This window comes from Paenibacillus sp. KACC 21273, assembly GCF_028736095.1.
Classification (GTDB): Bacteria; Bacillota; Bacilli; order Paenibacillales; family Paenibacillaceae; genus Saccharibacillus; species Saccharibacillus kyungheensis.
This window is the reverse complement of record NZ_CP117876.1, coordinates 2,532,624-2,551,648: the sequence shown is the minus strand read 5'-3', so window position 1 is coordinate 2,551,648 and position 19,025 is coordinate 2,532,624. Positions and strand designations below refer to the sequence as shown.

The 19,025-nt window shown below is 38.8% G+C and carries 18 protein-coding genes; 4 read left to right on the top strand and 14 right to left on the bottom strand.

Annotated elements, in window-relative coordinates:
* Positions 1-156 precede the first annotated feature (156 nt).
* Positions 157-1,044, top strand: a complete 888-nt coding sequence (locus PQ460_RS11485; RefSeq protein ID WP_274172774.1) for a LysR family transcriptional regulator — start codon at positions 157-159, stop codon at positions 1,042-1,044.
* 62 nt (positions 1,045-1,106) lie between these two features.
* Here the strand turns inward: PQ460_RS11485 and PQ460_RS11480 are convergent, their stop codons facing one another.
* Complete coding sequence (locus tag PQ460_RS11480; RefSeq protein WP_274172773.1) at positions 1,107-2,042, bottom strand: class I SAM-dependent methyltransferase; 936 nt, start codon at positions 2,040-2,042, stop codon at positions 1,107-1,109.
* A 111-nt stretch (positions 2,043-2,153) separates the two neighbouring features.
* Positions 2,154-2,711 carry a CGNR zinc finger domain-containing protein gene (locus PQ460_RS11475; protein WP_274172772.1) on the bottom strand — a complete coding sequence of 186 codons (558 nt, stop codon included), beginning with the start codon at positions 2,709-2,711 and terminating at the stop codon, positions 2,154-2,156.
* A 157-nt stretch (positions 2,712-2,868) separates the two neighbouring features.
* Here PQ460_RS11475 and PQ460_RS11470 point away from each other — a divergent pair, with 157 nt between their 5' ends.
* Entirely contained in the window at positions 2,869-3,360 is a 492-nt protein-coding gene (locus tag PQ460_RS11470) for a DinB family protein (RefSeq protein WP_273612547.1), read from the top strand.
* 116 nt (positions 3,361-3,476) lie between these two features.
* On the opposite strand, the gene PQ460_RS11465 is transcribed toward PQ460_RS11470, so the two are convergent.
* The 3 genes from PQ460_RS11465 to PQ460_RS11455 form a co-directional block, all read right to left on the bottom strand.
* Complete coding sequence (locus PQ460_RS11465) at positions 3,477-3,947, bottom strand: C40 family peptidase (protein WP_273612548.1); 471 nt, start codon at positions 3,945-3,947, stop codon at positions 3,477-3,479.
* A gap of 313 nt (positions 3,948-4,260) precedes the next feature.
* On the bottom strand, positions 4,261-6,489 hold the full coding sequence (locus tag PQ460_RS11460) for a heavy metal translocating P-type ATPase (RefSeq protein WP_274172771.1): 2,229 nt from the start codon (positions 6,487-6,489) through the stop codon (positions 4,261-4,263).
* Positions 6,479-6,868: an ArsR/SmtB family transcription factor gene (locus PQ460_RS11455; RefSeq protein ID WP_443147202.1), complete on the bottom strand. Its 390-nt coding sequence runs from the start codon at positions 6,866-6,868 to the stop codon at positions 6,479-6,481. Before PQ460_RS11455 ends, PQ460_RS11460 begins: the two co-directional genes overlap by 11 nt.
* 297 nt (positions 6,869-7,165) lie before the next feature.
* On the opposite strand from PQ460_RS11455, the gene PQ460_RS11450 reads away from it, so the two are divergent.
* Positions 7,166-7,477 (top strand): ArsR/SmtB family transcription factor, encoded by a 312-nt coding sequence (locus PQ460_RS11450; protein WP_273616311.1) that lies wholly within the window; start codon positions 7,166-7,168, stop codon positions 7,475-7,477.
* Positions 7,478-7,622: 145 nt separating this feature from the next.
* Here the strand turns inward: PQ460_RS11450 and PQ460_RS11445 are convergent, their stop codons facing one another.
* Both PQ460_RS11445 and PQ460_RS11440 read right to left on the bottom strand, forming a co-directional pair.
* Positions 7,623-8,633 carry a cation diffusion facilitator family transporter gene (locus PQ460_RS11445; protein ID WP_274172770.1) on the bottom strand — a complete coding sequence of 337 codons (1,011 nt, stop codon included), beginning with the start codon at positions 8,631-8,633 and terminating at the stop codon, positions 7,623-7,625.
* A gap of 142 nt (positions 8,634-8,775) precedes the next feature.
* Positions 8,776-9,642, bottom strand: coding sequence for a LysR family transcriptional regulator (locus tag PQ460_RS11440; protein ID WP_274172769.1), 867 nt, complete (start codon positions 9,640-9,642; stop codon positions 8,776-8,778).
* Positions 9,643-9,812: 170 nt separating this feature from the next.
* Here PQ460_RS11440 and PQ460_RS11435 point away from each other — a divergent pair, with 170 nt between their 5' ends.
* Positions 9,813-10,553 (top strand): SDR family NAD(P)-dependent oxidoreductase, encoded by a 741-nt coding sequence (locus PQ460_RS11435; protein ID WP_274172768.1) that lies wholly within the window; start codon positions 9,813-9,815, stop codon positions 10,551-10,553.
* Positions 10,554-10,598: 45 nt separating this feature from the next.
* Here the strand turns inward: PQ460_RS11435 and PQ460_RS11430 are convergent, their stop codons facing one another.
* The 7 genes from PQ460_RS11430 to PQ460_RS11400 all read right to left on the bottom strand — a co-directional run bounded on the left by PQ460_RS11430 (position 10,599) and on the right by PQ460_RS11400 (position 18,996).
* Positions 10,599-11,465 (bottom strand): alpha/beta fold hydrolase, encoded by an 867-nt coding sequence (locus PQ460_RS11430; RefSeq protein WP_274172767.1) that lies wholly within the window; start codon positions 11,463-11,465, stop codon positions 10,599-10,601.
* A 204-nt stretch (positions 11,466-11,669) separates the two neighbouring features.
* The gene (cydC, locus tag PQ460_RS11425) at positions 11,670-13,493 is read right to left on the bottom strand and encodes a thiol reductant ABC exporter subunit CydC (RefSeq protein ID WP_274172766.1); all 1,824 of its coding nucleotides are present in this window, start codon (positions 13,491-13,493) and stop codon (positions 11,670-11,672) included.
* A complete protein-coding gene (gene cydD, locus PQ460_RS11420) occupies positions 13,490-15,241 on the bottom strand; it encodes a thiol reductant ABC exporter subunit CydD (protein WP_274172765.1) in 1,752 nt (583 codons plus the stop codon). The genes cydC and cydD overlap by 4 nt, the downstream gene beginning before the upstream one ends.
* 2 nt (positions 15,242-15,243) lie before the next feature.
* Positions 15,244-16,260 (bottom strand): cytochrome d ubiquinol oxidase subunit II, encoded by a 1,017-nt coding sequence (gene cydB, locus PQ460_RS11415; protein ID WP_274172764.1) that lies wholly within the window; start codon positions 16,258-16,260, stop codon positions 15,244-15,246.
* Complete coding sequence (locus tag PQ460_RS11410) at positions 16,247-17,659, bottom strand: cytochrome ubiquinol oxidase subunit I (RefSeq protein ID WP_274172763.1); 1,413 nt, start codon at positions 17,657-17,659, stop codon at positions 16,247-16,249. Before PQ460_RS11410 ends, cydB begins: the two co-directional genes overlap by 14 nt.
* A 216-nt stretch (positions 17,660-17,875) precedes the next feature.
* Entirely contained in the window at positions 17,876-18,565 is a 690-nt protein-coding gene (locus tag PQ460_RS11405; protein WP_273612558.1) for an LrgB family protein, read from the bottom strand.
* Entirely contained in the window at positions 18,562-18,996 is a 435-nt protein-coding gene (locus PQ460_RS11400) for a CidA/LrgA family protein (RefSeq protein WP_274172762.1), read from the bottom strand. Before PQ460_RS11400 ends, PQ460_RS11405 begins: the two co-directional genes overlap by 4 nt.
* Between the last annotated feature and the right edge of the window lie 29 nt (positions 18,997-19,025).

Sequence of the window (19,025 nt, the reverse complement as noted above, 5' to 3'; positions counted from 1 at the left end):
TGTAGTCTCAATATAACATATACTTGTAGTACACTATATCTACCATAAGTAGACTTGTATAACCTTTTAGTCAACTAAAAAATTAAGCTAATGATTATCAACTATCATTACTAACAATGATCGACAATATGGAAGCGGAAAGAAAGAGGATTACATATGAATATAGAGCAAATGGAATATATTATTGAAGTAGCTAAATGCGGATCATTAACCAAAGCCGCTGAGAATTGTCATATTACAGTAACCGGAGTCAGTCGTGCAATCTCTTTATTTGAACAAGAAATCGGTATGCGAATATTTATACGTTCTCGCTCGGGAACTACTGTGACTCCTGAAGGACAAAGCATCATTACCAAAGCGAGTCGAATTCTCAAACAAATCGAAGAACTCAAATCAGAAGCGCAAAGTTATCGAGAAATGAATAATGCCAAATTACGCATTTCTACCATTCCAGGACCGATCTCTTTATTAATAGATGTAATCACTGAACTCAAAAAAGAATTTCCAAATAGCCGGATAGAAATCAAAGAAAATAGTACAGATGCTGTAATTGATGATGTGGAGCACGAACGTAGTGATATCGGCTTTTTTCTTTTAAAAGAACATCATTTACCGGCTACATCAGATCTGATATTTGAGCCGTTAATGAAAGATAATATGGTGCTGGGTGTTAGTGTACACAGTCCTCTCTCCAACCAATCATCAGTTACTTTGCAAGATTTGAAAGACTATCCGTTTGTACTATATAACGATCCATATATTATCGCTTTTGTTAATACGTTAGATAAGCCGGATATTTTATTTCAAAGTAATAATGTAGAAGCTATTCTCAAAGCCGTCAAAGAAGATATAGCAGTAACGATCGGTACCGATTATTCGTTTCGCGGGTATACGATGTCTCAAAATCGAGGCATTGTTACAATACCTTTTGAAATATCAGCGGAAGACCCTTCTTATCTATGGTCTGTCACCTCGCGTAATAATACAGCGTCTGAAGCAGAGCAGCTATTTGTCAAAAGAGTCAAAAATCTATTACTCCTTTAAGTAGATACTCTGCAATACAAAAAGAATGATCCCTTTATTAATGAAGGATCATTCTTTTAAAGTTATGATTGAGTAGATATATTTGCTGGGACTTCCATCGTATACATGCTGCGATCTTGCAGTCGTATCAATACTTTGCCAAAACGTCCGCCTTCTTGAATCGATACGATACCTGAAGGATATTGTTGATCTAAATAATCGGAGATCAATTGCTTAGCATCTGCACGTATATTGACCTGATGTAAATGAAGTATCATCATCACATGTTGTAACGCATCGTGCTTGGACATTTCAACTGTTTTCATTTCATGCGTAACAATTGACTCGTATGCATACCCTTTTAGATATAACAAATAAAGTAAATACCCCATATCTGAGCCATGATGTTGTATCGGTTGGTTATCTTCACTGACCAGCGGTAACACTTCATTCACCAGACTGTTTTCTCTTGGCCCGGCAGTTGAACTAATATAACAGAATTGACTAGCACATTGTAGTACTTTCTCTACACTTGGCCAATCATAGATGACCGGACACATCGAGACAAATACCAGATCAAAAGCTTGATTCCACCCTTTAGCTACAACATCAATATCTTGAAATTCTTCTGGCACAATCGTAACTTTACCTGAAGCCATACGATCTGCATTTTCTTGTAACAATTGTTGTAAAGGGATACAAGGTTCAACCGATGTAACCATTCCGCCTCGCTGAGCAAAAGGAATCGAAAATCCACCAGAAGCTGCTCCAATATCAAGAATAGAAGCATTTTCAAATCGAACGCCTTGTCCTTGAATCCAATTTAAGATTCGTGTAGTTCTTTGTTGACCTTCTGCTGAGAATACGTCTTTGTTAAATGAGACTGCTTTGGTATCAAATGAATGGGCAGGGTCTATGCCTGCTGCTTTCATTTGTTTCACCGCTGTAAACGAATCATTCGCCCATGCTTGCTCCCATACTAACGGATGAAATAAATCATTTGATATATCGTTTGTCATTGGTATCCCTCTTTCATTATTTAAAGTCTATTAAAGATATATAATATCTATAATGTATGTAATCTATGCTTTTGTCAATGATTATAATGATTTCAATGTAAAAATATGACTTTATTTGGGTGCTTGAGAGCCTTTTTTGGCGCGGAATCGTCTAACTTTCATTAAATTCCCACATGTTTTATCTTCACAATAACGCTTGGTACGACTACGTGTATCATCATAAAAGACCCAGCGACAGTCTGGATTATCACAGATACGAATACGATGAATATCTTGATCTAGCACAGTATGCACGAAATCCGATACAATATCAGCCATCACGCTATTCCAATCCCCAGTTAACGGTACATAGTCTAACTGTCTGCTTCCATCACTATTATTCCACTGTCTAATCACAGGAACTTGTGCCATAATCTTATTCAATTGATCCCAGTTGATCTGATCTGCTGACGAACCGTTGGCAAGCGCTATTACATAATCATGCAGTAATTTTCGCAGTGAGTGTAATGACTGTAACTCGCTTGTTGATGCCGGAACAGATGCTGTTAATTTCCAATCCTCTACAAAACGTTGTTGCCATGAAGTCAGTACCAAGCGATCTTCATGCTTACCACTTTCTCGAAAATCATGCCAATCGCTGTTGATAAAATCTGTCCATAAAGTATCCATTGACCTGTACTCCTTTTGCCTTTTTCTTAATATTCGACAATCAGTAACGATCTTTATTACAAAAAGATGGTTACATTGCTTTGTTTTGTGGTATATGTATTGTAACGCTTTAGTATATCATTAGCCAGTTACATCTACTGGCAATTAGGAGGATCTTATGACGAATACGAACATGTTAGATCTACTTCTTTTGCAGAAAAAAGATATTTGGGAACACGAAGATTGGATTGTGCCTTTATCTGTAGCGTTAGAAGGTCTTACAAGTGAACAAGCCGCATGGATTCCACCTGGTGGCGGAAATAGTATCTGGCAATTGGTACATCATATGAATTATTACAATCATGAATTATTATGTCATATGCAAAATATTGATCCAGGCCCTCGTGCCGAAAATAACAATAAAACTTTTGAGTATCATGATAGTGCAGACCATGAAGAACAATGGCAACAAGCTCTTCAAGAGATTAGACGACTTGCCAGAGCGATTGAGTTAGAACTTGCCAAATGGGATGAAATAAAATTACAGGAGATTCGCCCTGCTGGCGATCAGACGTGGGGACAAGCTATTGCGCGTTGGCTTCCTCATGATGCTTATCATGCTGGTCAAATTGTACTTATCCGCAGATTGCAAGGAAGCTGGAGAATCTAATCATATACAAAATAAAAATCCCTTATAATGACCAAGGGATTTGGAATATTCACAGCTTATGTGATAAATATACGTATAACGTTCAAAAGGATTGCGATCATAATCGCGGTCTTTTTTTATTTTTCTTCCATCATACTTTGATATGCCCATTGACTTACAACATGTCTTGCCGTCACATAACGATTTTGGAAATAAGCTTCAGACAGACTGCTGATCGTTACACCATGACTTGTTGAAGCATGTGCAAAATTTCTACCATCTACCATAACGCCTACATGAGATATTCCACGTCCACTTGTATTAAAGAAAACAAGATCACCAGCACTTAAATTACTTTTTGATACGTATGTACCCATTTTCGCTTGCACACTAGCTGTGCGCGGTAATTCTATGTCGAATTTATTAAAAACGTAGCGTGTAAAACCGGAACAATCGAATCCATTGGTTGTTGTACCTCCCCAAACGTAAGGTGTTCCCATTACACCGCTAACGGCTTGATCAAGATTAGATGTGCTAGCAAAAGTATTTGTTGGCTGAGCTGAGAAAATGATTGCAGCGCCAAGTAGCGATAATACGACTTTCTTCACTAAAAAAATTCTCCCTTCGATGCCTATAGAGTAAATCAATTTGAAATTCAAATTTGAAACTCGGCAAATATTAATATTTTGTAACTATTGACCACTTTAAGGCATAAGGATGTATCTTGTCAAACTTTATAACAAACTTTTTTGCTTGTTTTTCGCTAAAAATGTGTATATTTCGTGATTTTCGCCAGTTTTTAAGGTGACAGTCTTACAATAAAAAAGATGACAATAGTAAATTTATTGTCATCAATTATTTTACAAAAAACTGTTTCAAAACCAAAAAGCCTTCATCTAACTTCGAAGGCTCCTGTTCTTTTTACTTACTTTTGAGTACTCTTAAACTGTTTAAAATCACTAATAATGCTGCCCCTGTATCACTTAATACAGCTCCCCATAATGTAAGCCAGCCGGGGAAAATAAATAATAAAGCGATACATTTGATCGTTATCGAAAACCAAATATTTTGTTTGATAATACGTAACGTCTGACGGCTTAGATTGATTGCATAAGGTAATTTTTCTAAATGATCTGCCATCAATACGATATCCGCCGTCTCAATCGCTGTATCTGCTCCTGCTCCGCCCATCGCTATACCGATATCGGCTGTTGCGAGTGCAGGCGCATCATTGATTCCATCGCCTACCATCGCTACCTTTTTACCTGTCTGTTGCCAATTTTTGATATGGTTCATTTTATCGGCGGGTAGCAAATGAGCAAAATATTGATCTACTCCTGTTGCATTAGCCACTTGATGAGCAATATGTTCATGATCTCCTGTTAACATTACTGTTGATTCGATTCCTGCTGATTTTAATTGTTGCAATGTCTCTGACGCTGTAGAGCGAACTTGATCAGCAACAGTAATAATACCTAAAATACGTTCGATAGAACCAACAACCATAATAGATACACCTTTATCATGAAGCTGTTGCATTTGCTCTGTAATATATTGTACCGGTGCGCCTATCTCTTTTAACCATCCGTAGTGTCCTACATAATACGTCTGATGATCTATACAAGCTTGTACACCTTTTCCTGCTATAGTCTGTACAGAAGTTACAGGTAATTGCGGAATATGATGTTGTTCTGCATACGATGTAATCGCCAGAGCAATAGGATGAGACGATTGCTGTTCGATCGAACTGGCAATACTCCATAATTCTGCTTCTGTAACGGCTATAGGATATGTGTTCACTACATGAGGTCTGCCTTCTGTTAATGTGCCTGTTTTGTCCAGGGCTATCATCTGCAAGCCTGCTATCGCTTCCAACGCAGAGCCACCTTTGATTAATACTCCCTGCTTGGCTGCAACCCCTATCGCTGATACAATCGCAACCGGGGTTGAGATTACTAATGCACAAGGACATGCAATCACTAACAATTCCAATCCGCGATAAAACCATTCTGACCAACTGGCATTCCATACTAAAGGTGGCACAACAGACACAATAATCGCTAATCCAAAAACGATCGGTGTATATCTATTGGCAAATCGATCTACCAGTGCTTGTAGTGGAGATTTATTAGCTTGTGCTTCTTCAACCATATGAATCATACGCGCTACTACAGTATCTTTGACCGTAGTCTTTACCTGAATCGTTAACAATCCTTCTTCATTTAATGTACCTGCATATACAATATCTCCGTTTTGCTTGATTACCGGCTGTGATTCTCCTGTAATCGGTGCTTGATTTACATGCGACTCTCCTGTAGTAACAATTCCGTCTAAAGGAATTTTGTCGCCTGCTCTGACGATAATGGTCTCACCGATCTCTATATCGTCTACAGAACGTTGGATCATCTTCTCCCCTTGCATGATCCATACAGAGGCAGGAACCAGATTCAGTAATCCTTTGACAGAATGACGGGTACGCTCCAATGACATCTGCTGCAACGTGTTTCCTAGTGCAAACAAAAAGACCACTGTTGCCCCTTCGCCCCACTGTCCAATACATACAGCCCCTATCGCGGCTACCGACATTAATACATTCATATCAAGCGATCCACTTTTGATTGCAAAAAAAGCACTTTTAACCGGTTTGTATCCACCGATCACAAGAACAGCACCATATAATATCGTTGCGATCATCGGTAAAACTGATAACCATGTACAGATGAAAGCAATAATTAGCAACCCTCCAGATAATAATGTAGGTAGCCAACTTTGCCAAAATGTAGGCTGATTCGATATCTGGTCTTCTGCTGTAGGAGCTATACCAAAGCCTACTCGCTTCACTTCACGCATGATTCGATCAGGTTCAGTAGTCGCCGCAATATTCATTTTGCCTGTAGAGAAATGAACTTGAACCGATTGCACGCCTTTTAATTTTTTAAGGCTTTTCTCAATCGTCATTGCACAAGAAGGACAATCCATACCTTGAATAGCATATTCAGTAGACGGTATTCCATTTACCGCTAGAAAAGAAGGAGGAGATGCACTGAGAGATACAGTATCATTAGCACGCTCTTGGTCTGTAGCACTGATCTTGCTTGAACACGTAGAAGATGTAGAACAACATGACTTGGTTTCTTCTTTATGCTCCATGCTCTACACCGCCCTGTGTAGGAAGCAATGTTTCATTTTGTTCGCAGCAAGCTACTTTAGATTCGACTTCTTCTAAGGATTCGTCGAACATAGCCAATAATAATTTGATTTTGTGATTTGCTAGCTGATAATAGACGTATTTTCCTTCTTGTCGCCCTGTAATAATGCCGCATCCTTTAAGGCAAGATAAATGTTGAGAAATATTCGATTGATTCCCCTGAATAGCATTTACAATTTGGCTTACTGTTTTTTCTTCTTCTAATAAGCAATCTAGTATTTGCAGACGTGTTTTATCTGAAAATCCACGTATAAATTTGGTGCGAGTATCTAGCGATGTTTTGGTTTCGATACAATTGTTATTTTCCATTTTAGTTTCCATTATTGTACATCCTTTCGTTATCATATTAGTATACACTGATACGTTATATATTAGTATAGACTAATACGTTTGATAATAGAAGGTTATTTTTTGTGATGCGCTCTATTTTTCACCCATCTTCTTACTCTGCTATTTATTATAAATATTATGCTATTCGTAATCTCAACGATCTTTGGTATACTAGATGTACGAAAAGGATTCTATACAACTTTATTACTTCGTGTTAGGAAGGTGAGCATATTGGAGTCGGATGCTATTATAGACGAGTGTAACCATAGCAGTGAAGCTTCACAACAGATGCTTGCACAAATAAAAGATGAGCTTATTGACGGTACAACTGCTGTCGATATGGCTGAATTGTTCAAAGCATTAGGAGATCCAACACGCATTAGATTAATCTATGCTCTGTCGCAAAAAGAGTTATGTGTTCATGATCTGTGCAGTGTATTAGATATGACTCAGTCTGCTATTTCGCATCAATTGCGTTATTTACGTAATATGCGTATTGTGAAGCGGCGCAAAGTTGGTAAAACGGTTTTTTATTCGTTAGATGATTATCATGTAGAAGAAATCTTTCTACAGACCCATGAACATTTAACCCATAAATAAAAGCAATTTGATGTACACACAAGCTAATATTGACGACTGAAATAGAAGTGTTGATATTTCGGCTTACTTTATAGCTTGCAATCATCACTATACAAAAAAGGGATCTACACCGTTACAGTGTAGATCCCTTTTTGATGTTCATCGGCTATTGATGTGCAATATTACACTGAATACCCGGTGTATCCATCTGGATAGTAATATGCTTAATTTCATAATCTTCTTTAATTAATTTCTGTGCTTGCTGCATAACGACACTATGATAAGCCTGATCTTCAGTAACGATATGACAGCTCAACAATATAATATCTGAAGATAACGCCCATACATGCAGATCATGTACTTCTACAACATGGTCTATACGAAGCAAAGACTGTTCTAACTCATCGGTGTTGATAGTAACAGGTGTACCTTCCATTAGAATATGGATCGAATCGCGGGTCACACGATACGCACTAAGCACTACCAATACTGCTACAATTACACTTGCAATTGGATCGGCTAGATTCCAACCAAAGAACATAATTAACAAAGCGGCAACAATCGCACCGACTGAACCCAGTAGATCTCCTAACACATGTAGAAAAGCACTACGTACATTCAAGTTTTCCGAAGTATCGCCTTTCATTAATATAAATGCCGCTGCGATATTAACCAGCAATCCAATAACAGCAATCGTTAACATCCCCCCACTCATAACCCCTGGAGGATTCGCAAAGCGTTGAAAAGCTTCCCAGAAAATATAAATAGAAATCACTGACAAAGCTAGACCGTTAATAAAAGCAGCTAATACTTCGAATCGTTTGTAACCGAACGTTTTGGATTTACTGGCTTGTTTCTGACCCCATGTCATCGCTAGATAACTCAGTCCAAGAGCCGCTGCATCACTAAGCATATGACCTGCATCCGATAACAAAGCTAGACTGTTAGTCATAAGTCCACCGATCACTTCGACGATCATATAACTTGCAATCAGAAAGAACGATAATTTCAACGCATTTTTGTTAGCACCATGTCCATGGGAGTGTGAATGTCCGTGTCCATGGGAGTGTCCATGACTGTGCGAATGACTATGCTTTTTCCCTTTAGAATGTTGATGATCTTCATGATCGTGGTCGCATGCAGTATGTTCTTCATGGGTATGACTTTTACTACTCATTGACCTGCACCTCTATTCTTTATTAATAGATATTATTTTGATTAAAATAACATATGAGCACTTATTCATATATTATAGTTTACCTATATCTAATCTGCAAGTTCTGCAAAGCGAATAAGATAGCATTTCACTAAATCATCAATTAATGTTCACTATGGATTAGCAGATTGATAAATGCAGATAACGTTATAGAAAGTGGGGTCTGCTTCGAAACCACAAATTGAATACGCGCTTGTTGCAACGGTATTGGTAACGTATGACTATGAAGTTGTGGATAAGAACGAACGATCCGCTCCGGCAATAAAGATATACCTAGTCCGTCAGTGACTCCACGAATAATAGCTTCTACTGTATCTACTTCTATTACACGAGATAGTTGTTGAAGGGAATGACTTTTACTCTTAGTGTGATACCACTCTTCTAAACATTTTCGATACGGACAATCAGGAAATGTATTAACGATTAACCGTTGTTGGAGTAATTCTGATTCGGTATGAATATGACCAGCAGATACAATAACTAATTGTTCATTGTATTCAAAGACCGATTGAATATCTTGATGATGGTATTGACTGCTAATAAAAGCTCCATCCAACTTATGATTAACCACTTGATTCATTAGTTCAATCTGTCCATGCGTTTGAATAGATACGTCTACATCCCTATTTTCTTCATAATAAGCAAGTAACCACTGCGGTAATCTGGAAGCCGCTACAGTCGGTGTCGCTCCTAATTGTAATTGATATGACGGCAACTTTACTTTCAAAACGCGAGTAGCTTCATCTAATAAATCTACAATCTGATCTGCATAGCTCCACAATTGTTGCCCTGCTTCTGTAATCGTTATGCCTTTATTACTACGATCGAATAGAGATTGACCCAGTTCTTTTTCCAACTTCTGAATACGTAATGTAACATTCGACTGTACATATCCCATTTTCAGTGCCGCTTTGGAAATAGATTGCTCTTGAGCTACAATCCGAAAAATACGCAAATCACTACTTTCCAAACCCATTGCCACCTTTCTTTACTATTTTTCTTATATGTATAACACAGTTCATTTGGATATCATTATTTTTAATACCCAGTATCATTTCTAACTATTATACAGACCTTTTATCTTCTTTTACACTATACAAAGAAATAACAAACGAGTATAAAGCTAAAGGAGCGCTAAACATGGACTGGATTGACAAAGTCGTCATCGTCACAGGCGGAGGCACAGGAATAGGACAAGCAACGTGCTTACAACTTGCTGAAAAAGGAGCAAAAGTAGTTATCAATTACTCCCGTTCACAGCTACAAGCAGAAGAAACCGCTCTACAGATTACACAAAATGGTGGACAAGCTATCACGATTCAAGCCGATGTATCTAGGCAACATCAAGTACAAGATATGATTACAGAAGTCATCCATACGTATGGTAGAATCGATGGCTTGGTGAATAACGCCAGTATAACCAGACAACTGCCTTTTGCTGATTTGGAACAGATCACTGATGATATCTGGGATGAGCTATACAATATTAATGTCAAAGGAATGTTTTATTGTGCTCAAGCGGTAGCCCCATGGATGAAAAAGGCACATCAAGGATCTATTATCAATCTAGGTAGTATTGCAGGCAGTACAGGCTACGGTTCTTCGCTTCCTTATGCTGTCTCCAAAGGTGCTGTTCATACGTTAACCAAATCGTTAGCAAGAGCACTTTCTCCACATATACGCGTTAATTGCATTATTCCGGGTGCAGTAGATACACGGTGGTGGATTGGAAATGAAGACAAAATGAAACGTTTGACAACACAGTTATTGTTAGAACGAATATCAACGCCTGCTGATATCGCTTCATTAATCTGTGCTATTTTACAACAAGAATCAATGACCGGTCAGCTAGTGACTGTCGATAACGGGCAAACGTTATAAGTTGTCTATATAAAAGATTTCTATTTAAGTAAGATTTGCAAAACGTTATCTAAAAAATTGTATCAATCGATTGCCTACTTCTGCTGGCTTATCATGTTGTATCCAGTGTGTTGCATCGTCATAATGATGAATCTCGGTATTTGGTACCCATTCTGGTAATGGATCAGCAAGGTCTTTAGATAAATGCGGATCAAGATCACCAAATAAAATAAGTACAGGTTGCTCAATTTTGCGCATCTGTGCTTTTTTGGTTTCTGTTGAACGGCGGAACATGGCCCGGTAATAATTAATAGCCGCACTGAGCGTTTCTTTTTGCTCAAAAGCTTTGAGATACACTTGCACTTCTTGATCGGAAAAAGGCTCTTTCGGTTCTTTTTTGAAAATAGTCCGTAACATATGATTGTTATCTCGTGCCAGAGCTTTCTCAGGCAACTTGGGAATCTGGAAAAAGAACATATACCAGCTTCTACGCAGTTGCGGTAATGTACGCAATCCTGTCTGCAAACGCTCAGGATGGAGCATATTGAGTATCGCCAAACGGCGCACACGATGCGGATACATCATTGTAAAATACCACGAGATATTACCACCCCAATCATGCCCTGTCAGAAACACTTGCTCTTCGCCTAAATGCTCAATTAATCCATTAACATCTGCACATAATGTATCGATACTGTAATGATCAACACCTTCTGGTTTGGAAGAAAGATTATATCCACGCAGATCAGGAGCCACCACCCGATAACCCGCTTCTATTAACATCGGAATCTGCTCTTTCCATGTATACCAGAAGTCCGGGAATCCGTGCAATAACATAACCGTAGGGCCTTCTCCACCGATCACATAATGCAATTTCACTCCATTCACTTCAGCAAATCGATGTTCGATAACATTTTCTACTTGATGAGCCATATCTAATTTGCCTCCTTAGCGGTATATATTACTGTGATGTTTGCTAATATATCTTTTTCAACATATCTCTTTAAGCATTACCCAATAATGAGACACATTCTACAATACATAGCAAAAAGACTATTTACCGAATAGATCAGTAGACAGCCTTTTTGCTTTTTATTATGCTTCATTATCATTTAAAAACGTTATATCTTACTTATATTATGTGTATACTTTCTCTAGTGTACGTTGTCGCCACTGCGGATGATCTAATTGATATAATCTGCGATAACGTTCGGAAGAATCAATTAAGTGTTCATGAGTCCCTTGCATCGCAATCTTTCCTTGATCCATAAATATAATATGATCCATTTGCTGTACTTCAAGCAGATGATGGGTAACCCAGATCAATGTTTTGCCCTGTAAGCTTTGCAGTATCGTACGAATAAGTTCACGTTCGGTACGTGGATCTAGACCGACTGTAGGCTCATCCAGAATCACAATCGGCGTATTTTGCAACAATACACGTGCAAGAGCAATACGCTGACGTTCTCCTCCTGAGAATCGCTGACCGGCTTCACGCATCGGAGTCTGATCTCCTTCTGGTAAAGAAGCAATCAGCTCGCTTAATTGTGCTTGCTCTATTACCTGTCTGACTTCCTCTTCTGTCGCTGTTGGACGACCAAGACGAATATTATTTAGTAGGCTGGTATCAAAGAGATAAGGTTTCTGATTCAGTACAGATACTTGTTCTGTAATCTGATCGCCCCACTCTGCTATTGTTTTACCTTGAATATAAATCTGCCCTTGCTGAGGAAGATAAGCACCTTGTATTAATTTAAGCAAGGTCGACTTACCTGCGCCACTGCGACCGATAATAGCTATTTTTTGACCGAACTTTACTTCTATACTTATATTGTTGACTGCATACTCATTTGGCTCATTATAACTATAACAAATCTCTTTTAATGTAATAGCAGGTGGTCTAGTAGCTTTCTCAATAAAGAATTGATCATCATTGGAAAAATCATTGATGCTAGCAAGATCCATGAAATTTTGAGAAGATTGAGCATTTTCTTTATTGGGATAAACTGTCGATTGTTCGATCTGTGTTAGACGTTGAAGTGATTCTTGATATACAGGAATACGCTGCACCGCATCAGTCACAGGGATAAACGCATCTGCAAGTGGGATAACGACTAGAATAAAAGCAGCTAACAATGTCGCATCCATTCCATTTTCTCCTACTTGCGACGTTGCCCAAATTGCCATCTGTGCGACAATCAATCCGATAACTGTCTGAGTAATGAGACCGATATAACGTTTGTGACGGCTTAATTTACGTTCATATACGGCTGCCTGACGTTCACTTTCTTCATACTGATTCACAAATTCACTTGCTCGTCCACTAATCATCAGATCGCTTAGTCCAAGTACAGCATCGGTTAAGTGACGGTAGAGCGCAGATTGATTGCTTTTAAGTCTTTTCTGAAATGTACGTGTCATCAGAAGCGAAAAGATCGGTACAATCACAATCAGAATCAAAATATACACAGCAATCAACATTGCAAAAGACATATCAAACCAACCGAGCGCACAGACAACCGCTCCATACATAATCAGTGCAGTAATACCTGGAAAAATAGTACGCACATACATATTTTGCAGAGATTCGATATCGTCAGACATCATGCCTAATAGATCGCCTGTCTGATGACGTGACTTCAGTTGTAATGCTTGAGGCTCCAACGTTCGATATAGACGCACTCTCATTTTGGATAATACACGCAGTACCGCATCATGAGCTTGCAGACGTTCTACATAGCGCAACACCGATCTGCCTATCCCAAATGCGCGTACTCCTACAATCGGTACATATAACATCAGTATATTTTCCGGACGTAAGGCTGCTTTGGAAATTAAAAATCCTGATGTAAAAGTCAACATTCCTGCTGACAGTAGAGTCAATGCGCCAATAGCAATAATACCTGCAAATCGAAACGCATGAACACGCATATAAGACATTACCCATCCCTGACTGCTCATGCGCTCTCCCCCCATTGACTATCAATCAGACGACAATAAGCACCTTGATGTGCTAGTAATTGTTCATGAGTGCCTTGCTCTACAATCTGTCCATGTTCTAATACAATAATCCAATCCATATCCACCATCCAGTGCATGCGATGAGTAGCTAGAATCACAAATCGATTATTAAAAAGCTCTAACATGGTCTGCTTTAATTCATACTCTGTTTCTATATCTAAATGTGCTGTCGGCTCATCTAATAACATAATCTGCCGTTGCCCTAACAAAGCGCGTGCAAGCGCAACACGTTGTTCTTGACCTCCACTGAGTGTGCGTCCAGCTCCTCCAACCGGTTCTTCGATACCTTGAGGCAATTGGCTGACCAGATCATATAATCCTGTATCACGAATAACCTGCCATAATTGCTCATCGGTTGCTTCAGGTTCATACAATCTAAGATTATCTGCTAATGTGCCACTGAATAGATAAGGATGCTGTGGAATATATGTCGTTTGTTGACGCCAGATATTAGAATTTAGCGGATAACTTTCTCCTAGACTATCCTTCCATAGGACTTCTCCTTGTGTAGGTGTAAGAAACCCACTTAATACATCGATCAGTGTTGATTTGCCTGCTCCACTTTCACCAATAATACCGATTTTGCAATAACCTCCAATACGAAGATTAAGCTGTTCAAGAGAGAAGTTACTTTCTGCATCATGCTGTACAGAAAGCTGATTCAATACCATCTGACTGGAAGCTGACCATACAGGCTTAGAACGATACATATCGCTAGTGTTCTGTGCATCTACTGTACCGATCGTGGTAGAGGTATGGATAATACGCTGAATATCTTCACCAGCTTCTTTACCATCCATCGTGGCATGATAATCCGCTCCTAATGAACGAATAGGCACAAAAAATTCAGGTGCAAGTATCAAAATCGTTAACGCCGGTTCTAAAATGATAGTGCCATGGACAAGGCGAAGCCCCAGACTCACCGCTACACAAGCAACAGATAACATCGTAAAGAAATCCAGAGCAAATGAAGATAAAAAAGCAACACGCATCGAAGAAATCGTTGCTTTACGATAACGTTCACTGGTGCGTCCTATCGTTTCTTCATGCGCACGACTCCGACCGAGAAAGCGTAAAGTCTCAAGTCCTCTTAATGAATCGACAAAATGATTAGATAATACGCGATATGTTGCCCATTGCTTATCCATTTGTTTTTGCGCAGCCAAGCCAAGTAAAATCATAAAAATAATCAATAATGGAAATACAGCTCCCAGAATCAGTGCCGAGATCCAATCTAACTTTAAAATAAAAATCCCAATCAATAACGGAGTGAGACTATTAGACATCATACGCGGAATAATCAGCTCCAGATATGTTCTATACTTGGATACACCTTCACGCACAAGTGTTACAAGATTACCTGTCCCCTGCCCTATTGCAAATGTAGGTCCAAGTTCAAATAATTGATCCATCATCAGCTTGCGCATACTTCTGCCTGTCCGCTCTGCGAAATCATACGCTATTTTTTGCATGATTACTGATAATAATTGTCGAACAACCAGAGCACCTACGAATCCGAAGACATGACCAAGCTGACGATGAAGAGAATCCCCGGTAAATAAACCGGAGACCGCTTCTGCCAACCATAACGACTGCATAATAATAACGATTGTCTGCACGAATGTGAATAGACCTGTTAATGCCATAATCGGTTTGATGCCTTGTAGTTGGATTAGCCCTTTACCCATGATTAATACTCCAAATGTGTTTTTTCGTGTAGACGTTTATGAAACACAAAGTATGTCCAGATTTGATAACCAAGTACAAACGGTAATAATGTACAGGCTACGATTGTCATTACTTTTAACGAATAATGCCCGGAAGCTGTATTGTATAAAGTCAGATCATACATGGCTCCTAGCGAACTGACCATTACACGCGGGAATAAGCCGATAAAAACAGAAGCAATCGATAAAATAATCAATCCGCCTGTCATACCGAACGCCCATCCTTCGCGTTTTTGTTTCATAAAATATCCTGCAAGTATAAATACAATCACACCTACGACTGCTATAGCGATTAGAATCGGACCACGTACAGTAAAAACATCTGTGTATACAGAGGTCAAGATAGCAAGCAATACCAACAAGCCAGCAAGTGGAATCAGCAATTTACGTGCCATTACACTCGCTCTTACTCGAATATCACCTGTAGTACGTAGTGCAGCGAACATTAATCCATGCACGATACAGAGCATAACCGTTGTTACACCTGCTACAAGAGAATAAGGATTAATGATATCTCCAAACCCTGCATGCATCTCCATATCTGCTCCTATTGGTAATCCTTTGAGCATCGTTGCAAAAGCCACACCAAATAGCAAAGGCGGTAACAGACTACCGAAAAAGATACACATATCCCACGTTTTGCTCCATGTAGAATGACCGACTTTACCACGAAATTCAAAAGCAACGCCACGAGCGATCAAAGCCAGCAATAAAGCTACAAAAGGAAGATAAAAGCCGCTAAACATTGTCGCATACCAGTTCGGAAATGCCGCGAACATCGCTCCGCCTGCTGTAATTAACCATACTTCATTACCATCCCAGAAAGGCCCAATTGAGTTAATTAGCATACGACGTTCCATATCATTACGAGCTAACAACTGCGTAGACATACCAATCCCAAAATCAAAACCTTCTAAAAAGAAAAAACCAACAAACAATACAGCGATCAATACAAACCATACTTCATTAAGAGATAGCATGTTTCAACTCCTCCATTTCAAACGGATCATTGGAATGATCGTCATGGGAATGCTCATCACTTGGTCCTTTTTTTATTTCGCGAACAAATAAAACTACTGTGATTGCTCCAAGAACGGTATAGACCAGAGTAAACGTAATCGTCGAAAATAACACAGAACCAGCGGATACACTTGGTGATACACTATCTGCGGTAGTCATGAGTCCAAATACTGTCCATGGTTGACGACCGACTTCTGTCATAATCCAACCGGATGTATTGCCGATAAAAGGTAACGCAATCCCATACATCATCGCATACCAATACCATTTCGGTGCTTGTTCTACTTTGCGTCGGAACATTAGATACACACCATAAGCAGATAAAGCGATCATTAACATGCCGCTAGCCACCATAATACGGAAACTCCAAAATGTTGTTTTGACAGGTGGTATGTAATTGCCTTCGCCATATTTTTGCTCATACTGAGCTTGAAGTTCTTTCATCCCTGTCACAGAACCTGTGAATTTTCCATATGATAGATAACTGAGTAATCCTTTAAGTGGAAAGTTAATCTCGAATGTATTTTGTTGCATCTTGGTATCAATTCCACCTACTAACATCCAGGGCGCTTTTTCAGCAGTAGTGTTCCATACCCCTTCAGCAGCAGCCATTTTCATCGGTTGCGTTTCTACTAGATATTGAGCTTGAGAGTGACCGCTAAAAGCTACTCCTAACGATGATACGATGCCTACAATAATCGCAATTTGAAATGACTTGCGGAATACTTCAATATCTTCACGCCGCAACATTTTATATGTGCTGATTCCTGCCATAAGAAAGGCTGAAGTAACAAAAGCACCAAATACGGTATGTGGAAATTCAACCAACACTTGACCATTGGTAATAAGAGCAAAAAAGTCATTCATTTCGGCACGTCCGTTATTGATCGTGAATCCGACAGGATGTTGCATAAATGAGTTCGCTGTTAATATCCAGAATGCCGATAATGTTGTTCCGAACGCTACTAACCAGATACAGAGTAAATGTACTTTGGCAGACAAGCGTTCCCAACCAAAGATCCATAATCCAATAAAAGTAGACTCCAGAAAAAAGGCAAATAAAGCTTCTACTGCAAGTGGTGCACCAAACACATCACCTACAAAACGTGAATAATTAGACCAGTTCATGCCAAATTGAAATTCTTGAAAAATCCCTGTAACTACTCCAACAGCAAAGTTGATCAAAAATAGCTTGCCCCAAAACTTGGTCATTACTTTGTACTGATCTTTTTTAGTGATAACATACATCGTTTCCATAATAGCTACCAACAATACGAGCCCAATCGATACCGGTACAAAGAAAAAGTGAAATACGGTCGTTAGCGCGTACTGAATCCGGGATAGCATAAGAACATCCATCCGATAACTTCCTTTCTTTTCTGAAAATTGATTAAAAAACTAAATACATTGTAGTCAAAAAGTCATAGATACGATTGTGATTAAAATCACAAATTTTCTTTAAAAATGTAACAAAAAGTGACAAAATGTGATTGAGATCACAAAATAAAAAAAGCCGATGAAATTCATCGACTTTGAGATCACTACTTTTATGCTATTTATTTACATCATAACAACTTAATGATAGATCGCTACTAATATTAATGGCCCGATAAAAGAAGACACAATCGCACTGATCGTTAATGCTAATGATCCCATCGAGACCGCGATTTCTCCATGTTCTAACGCTTTAGCTGTTCCCAGTGCATGGGATGAGACACCTAAAGCAATCCCGACACTAATCGCATTTTTAACCCGAAATAATTTCAGGCAACCAAGCCCCAAAATAACCCCTGTAAAGCCAGCAATCATTACAAAGACAGAAGTAAGCGAAGCTTCTCCACCTAAATTATTCGAAATTTGAAGAGCGACAGGTGTCGTAACAGACTTAGGAATAATAGAAATAATATAAGGTTCACTGAATCCCAATACCAAAGCCATCCCCACTCCGCTCAGCATTCCTACGACAACACCAATTAATGAACTTCCCAGAATAGATAACCCGTACTGCTTGAACAAATGTCGTTGTCGATACAGCGGATAAGCTAAAGCTACCACAGCAGGCCCCATTAATTTACTGATCCATTCTCCACCGATCATATAAGTAGAATACGAAGTATGCGTAAGTAGTAAAATAACAACAATCATAAAAGTGGTTGTTAGTACAGGAATTAGAATTGATATCCGTACATGTTTGTACAATAGACTAGCTACAACATATAACGCCAACGTCATCACAATCATTAATAAAGCTATACCTATATTCATTTGTGCTGATCTCTACTTTCATAGATCAATTTGTGTTCAGGTATAGGAGCAGGCGATTGTGCATTAGATTTGGATCGATCAGCCAGTGTAATAAACCACTGCGCTACAAAACCTGTAATTCCGATCGTGAACAATGTACTAATAACAACAATTAGAATCAATAATAGTCCTTTACCTGCAAATAAATCGAGATGCTCTATAACTCCTACTGTCGCCGGGATAAAAAACAACGGTAAATAGAACAGTAAAGTATTGGCTCCTGTCTGAATCCACTTTTCAGGAAAAACATTTAACATTAATAAAGCAAATAATAACAACATTCCTAGCACACTGCCCGGTATAAACAAATGAAAATATTGCTGAATTAACGTTCCAATTATGTAAAATAGGTATAACACAGCAATTTGAAGCACCATTTTAATAATCTTCATACGTATAGCTCTCCTTTGTCTTTCACTCT

Coding starts and splice junctions, on each gene's coding strand:
- cydD (WP_274172765.1), bottom strand. CDS start 15,241: ATGGGTAAAGGGCTAATCCAACTACAAGGCATCAAACCGATTATGGCA.
- PQ460_RS11400 (WP_274172762.1), bottom strand. CDS start 18,996: ATGAAGATTATTAAAATGGTGCTTCAAATTGCTGTGTTATACCTATTT.
- PQ460_RS11480 (WP_274172773.1), bottom strand. CDS start 2,042: ATGACAAACGATATATCAAATGATTTATTTCATCCGTTAGTATGGGAG.
- PQ460_RS11410 (WP_274172763.1), bottom strand. CDS start 17,659: ATGGATGTTCTTATGCTATCCCGGATTCAGTACGCGCTAACGACCGTA.
- PQ460_RS11475 (WP_274172772.1), bottom strand. CDS start 2,711: ATGGATACTTTATGGACAGATTTTATCAACAGCGATTGGCATGATTTT.
- PQ460_RS11405 (WP_273612558.1), bottom strand. CDS start 18,565: ATGAATATAGGTATAGCTTTATTAATGATTGTGATGACGTTGGCGTTA.
- PQ460_RS11450 (WP_273616311.1), top strand. CDS start 7,166: ATGCTTGCACAAATAAAAGATGAGCTTATTGACGGTACAACTGCTGTC.
- PQ460_RS11435 (WP_274172768.1), top strand. CDS start 9,813: ATGGACTGGATTGACAAAGTCGTCATCGTCACAGGCGGAGGCACAGGA.
- cydB (WP_274172764.1), bottom strand. CDS start 16,260: ATGCTATCTCTTAATGAAGTATGGTTTGTATTGATCGCTGTATTGTTT.
- PQ460_RS11430 (WP_274172767.1), bottom strand. CDS start 11,465: ATGGCTCATCAAGTAGAAAATGTTATCGAACATCGATTTGCTGAAGTG.
- PQ460_RS11455 (WP_443147202.1), bottom strand. CDS start 6,868: ATGGAAACTAAAATGGAAAATAACAATTGTATCGAAACCAAAACATCG.
- cydC (WP_274172766.1), bottom strand. CDS start 13,493: ATGAGCAGTCAGGGATGGGTAATGTCTTATATGCGTGTTCATGCGTTT.
- PQ460_RS11470 (WP_273612547.1), top strand. CDS start 2,869: ATGACGAATACGAACATGTTAGATCTACTTCTTTTGCAGAAAAAAGAT.
- PQ460_RS11460 (WP_274172771.1), bottom strand. CDS start 6,489: ATGGAGCATAAAGAAGAAACCAAGTCATGTTGTTCTACATCTTCTACG.
- PQ460_RS11485 (WP_274172774.1), top strand. CDS start 157: ATGAATATAGAGCAAATGGAATATATTATTGAAGTAGCTAAATGCGGA.
- PQ460_RS11445 (WP_274172770.1), bottom strand. CDS start 8,633: ATGAGTAGTAAAAGTCATACCCATGAAGAACATACTGCATGCGACCAC.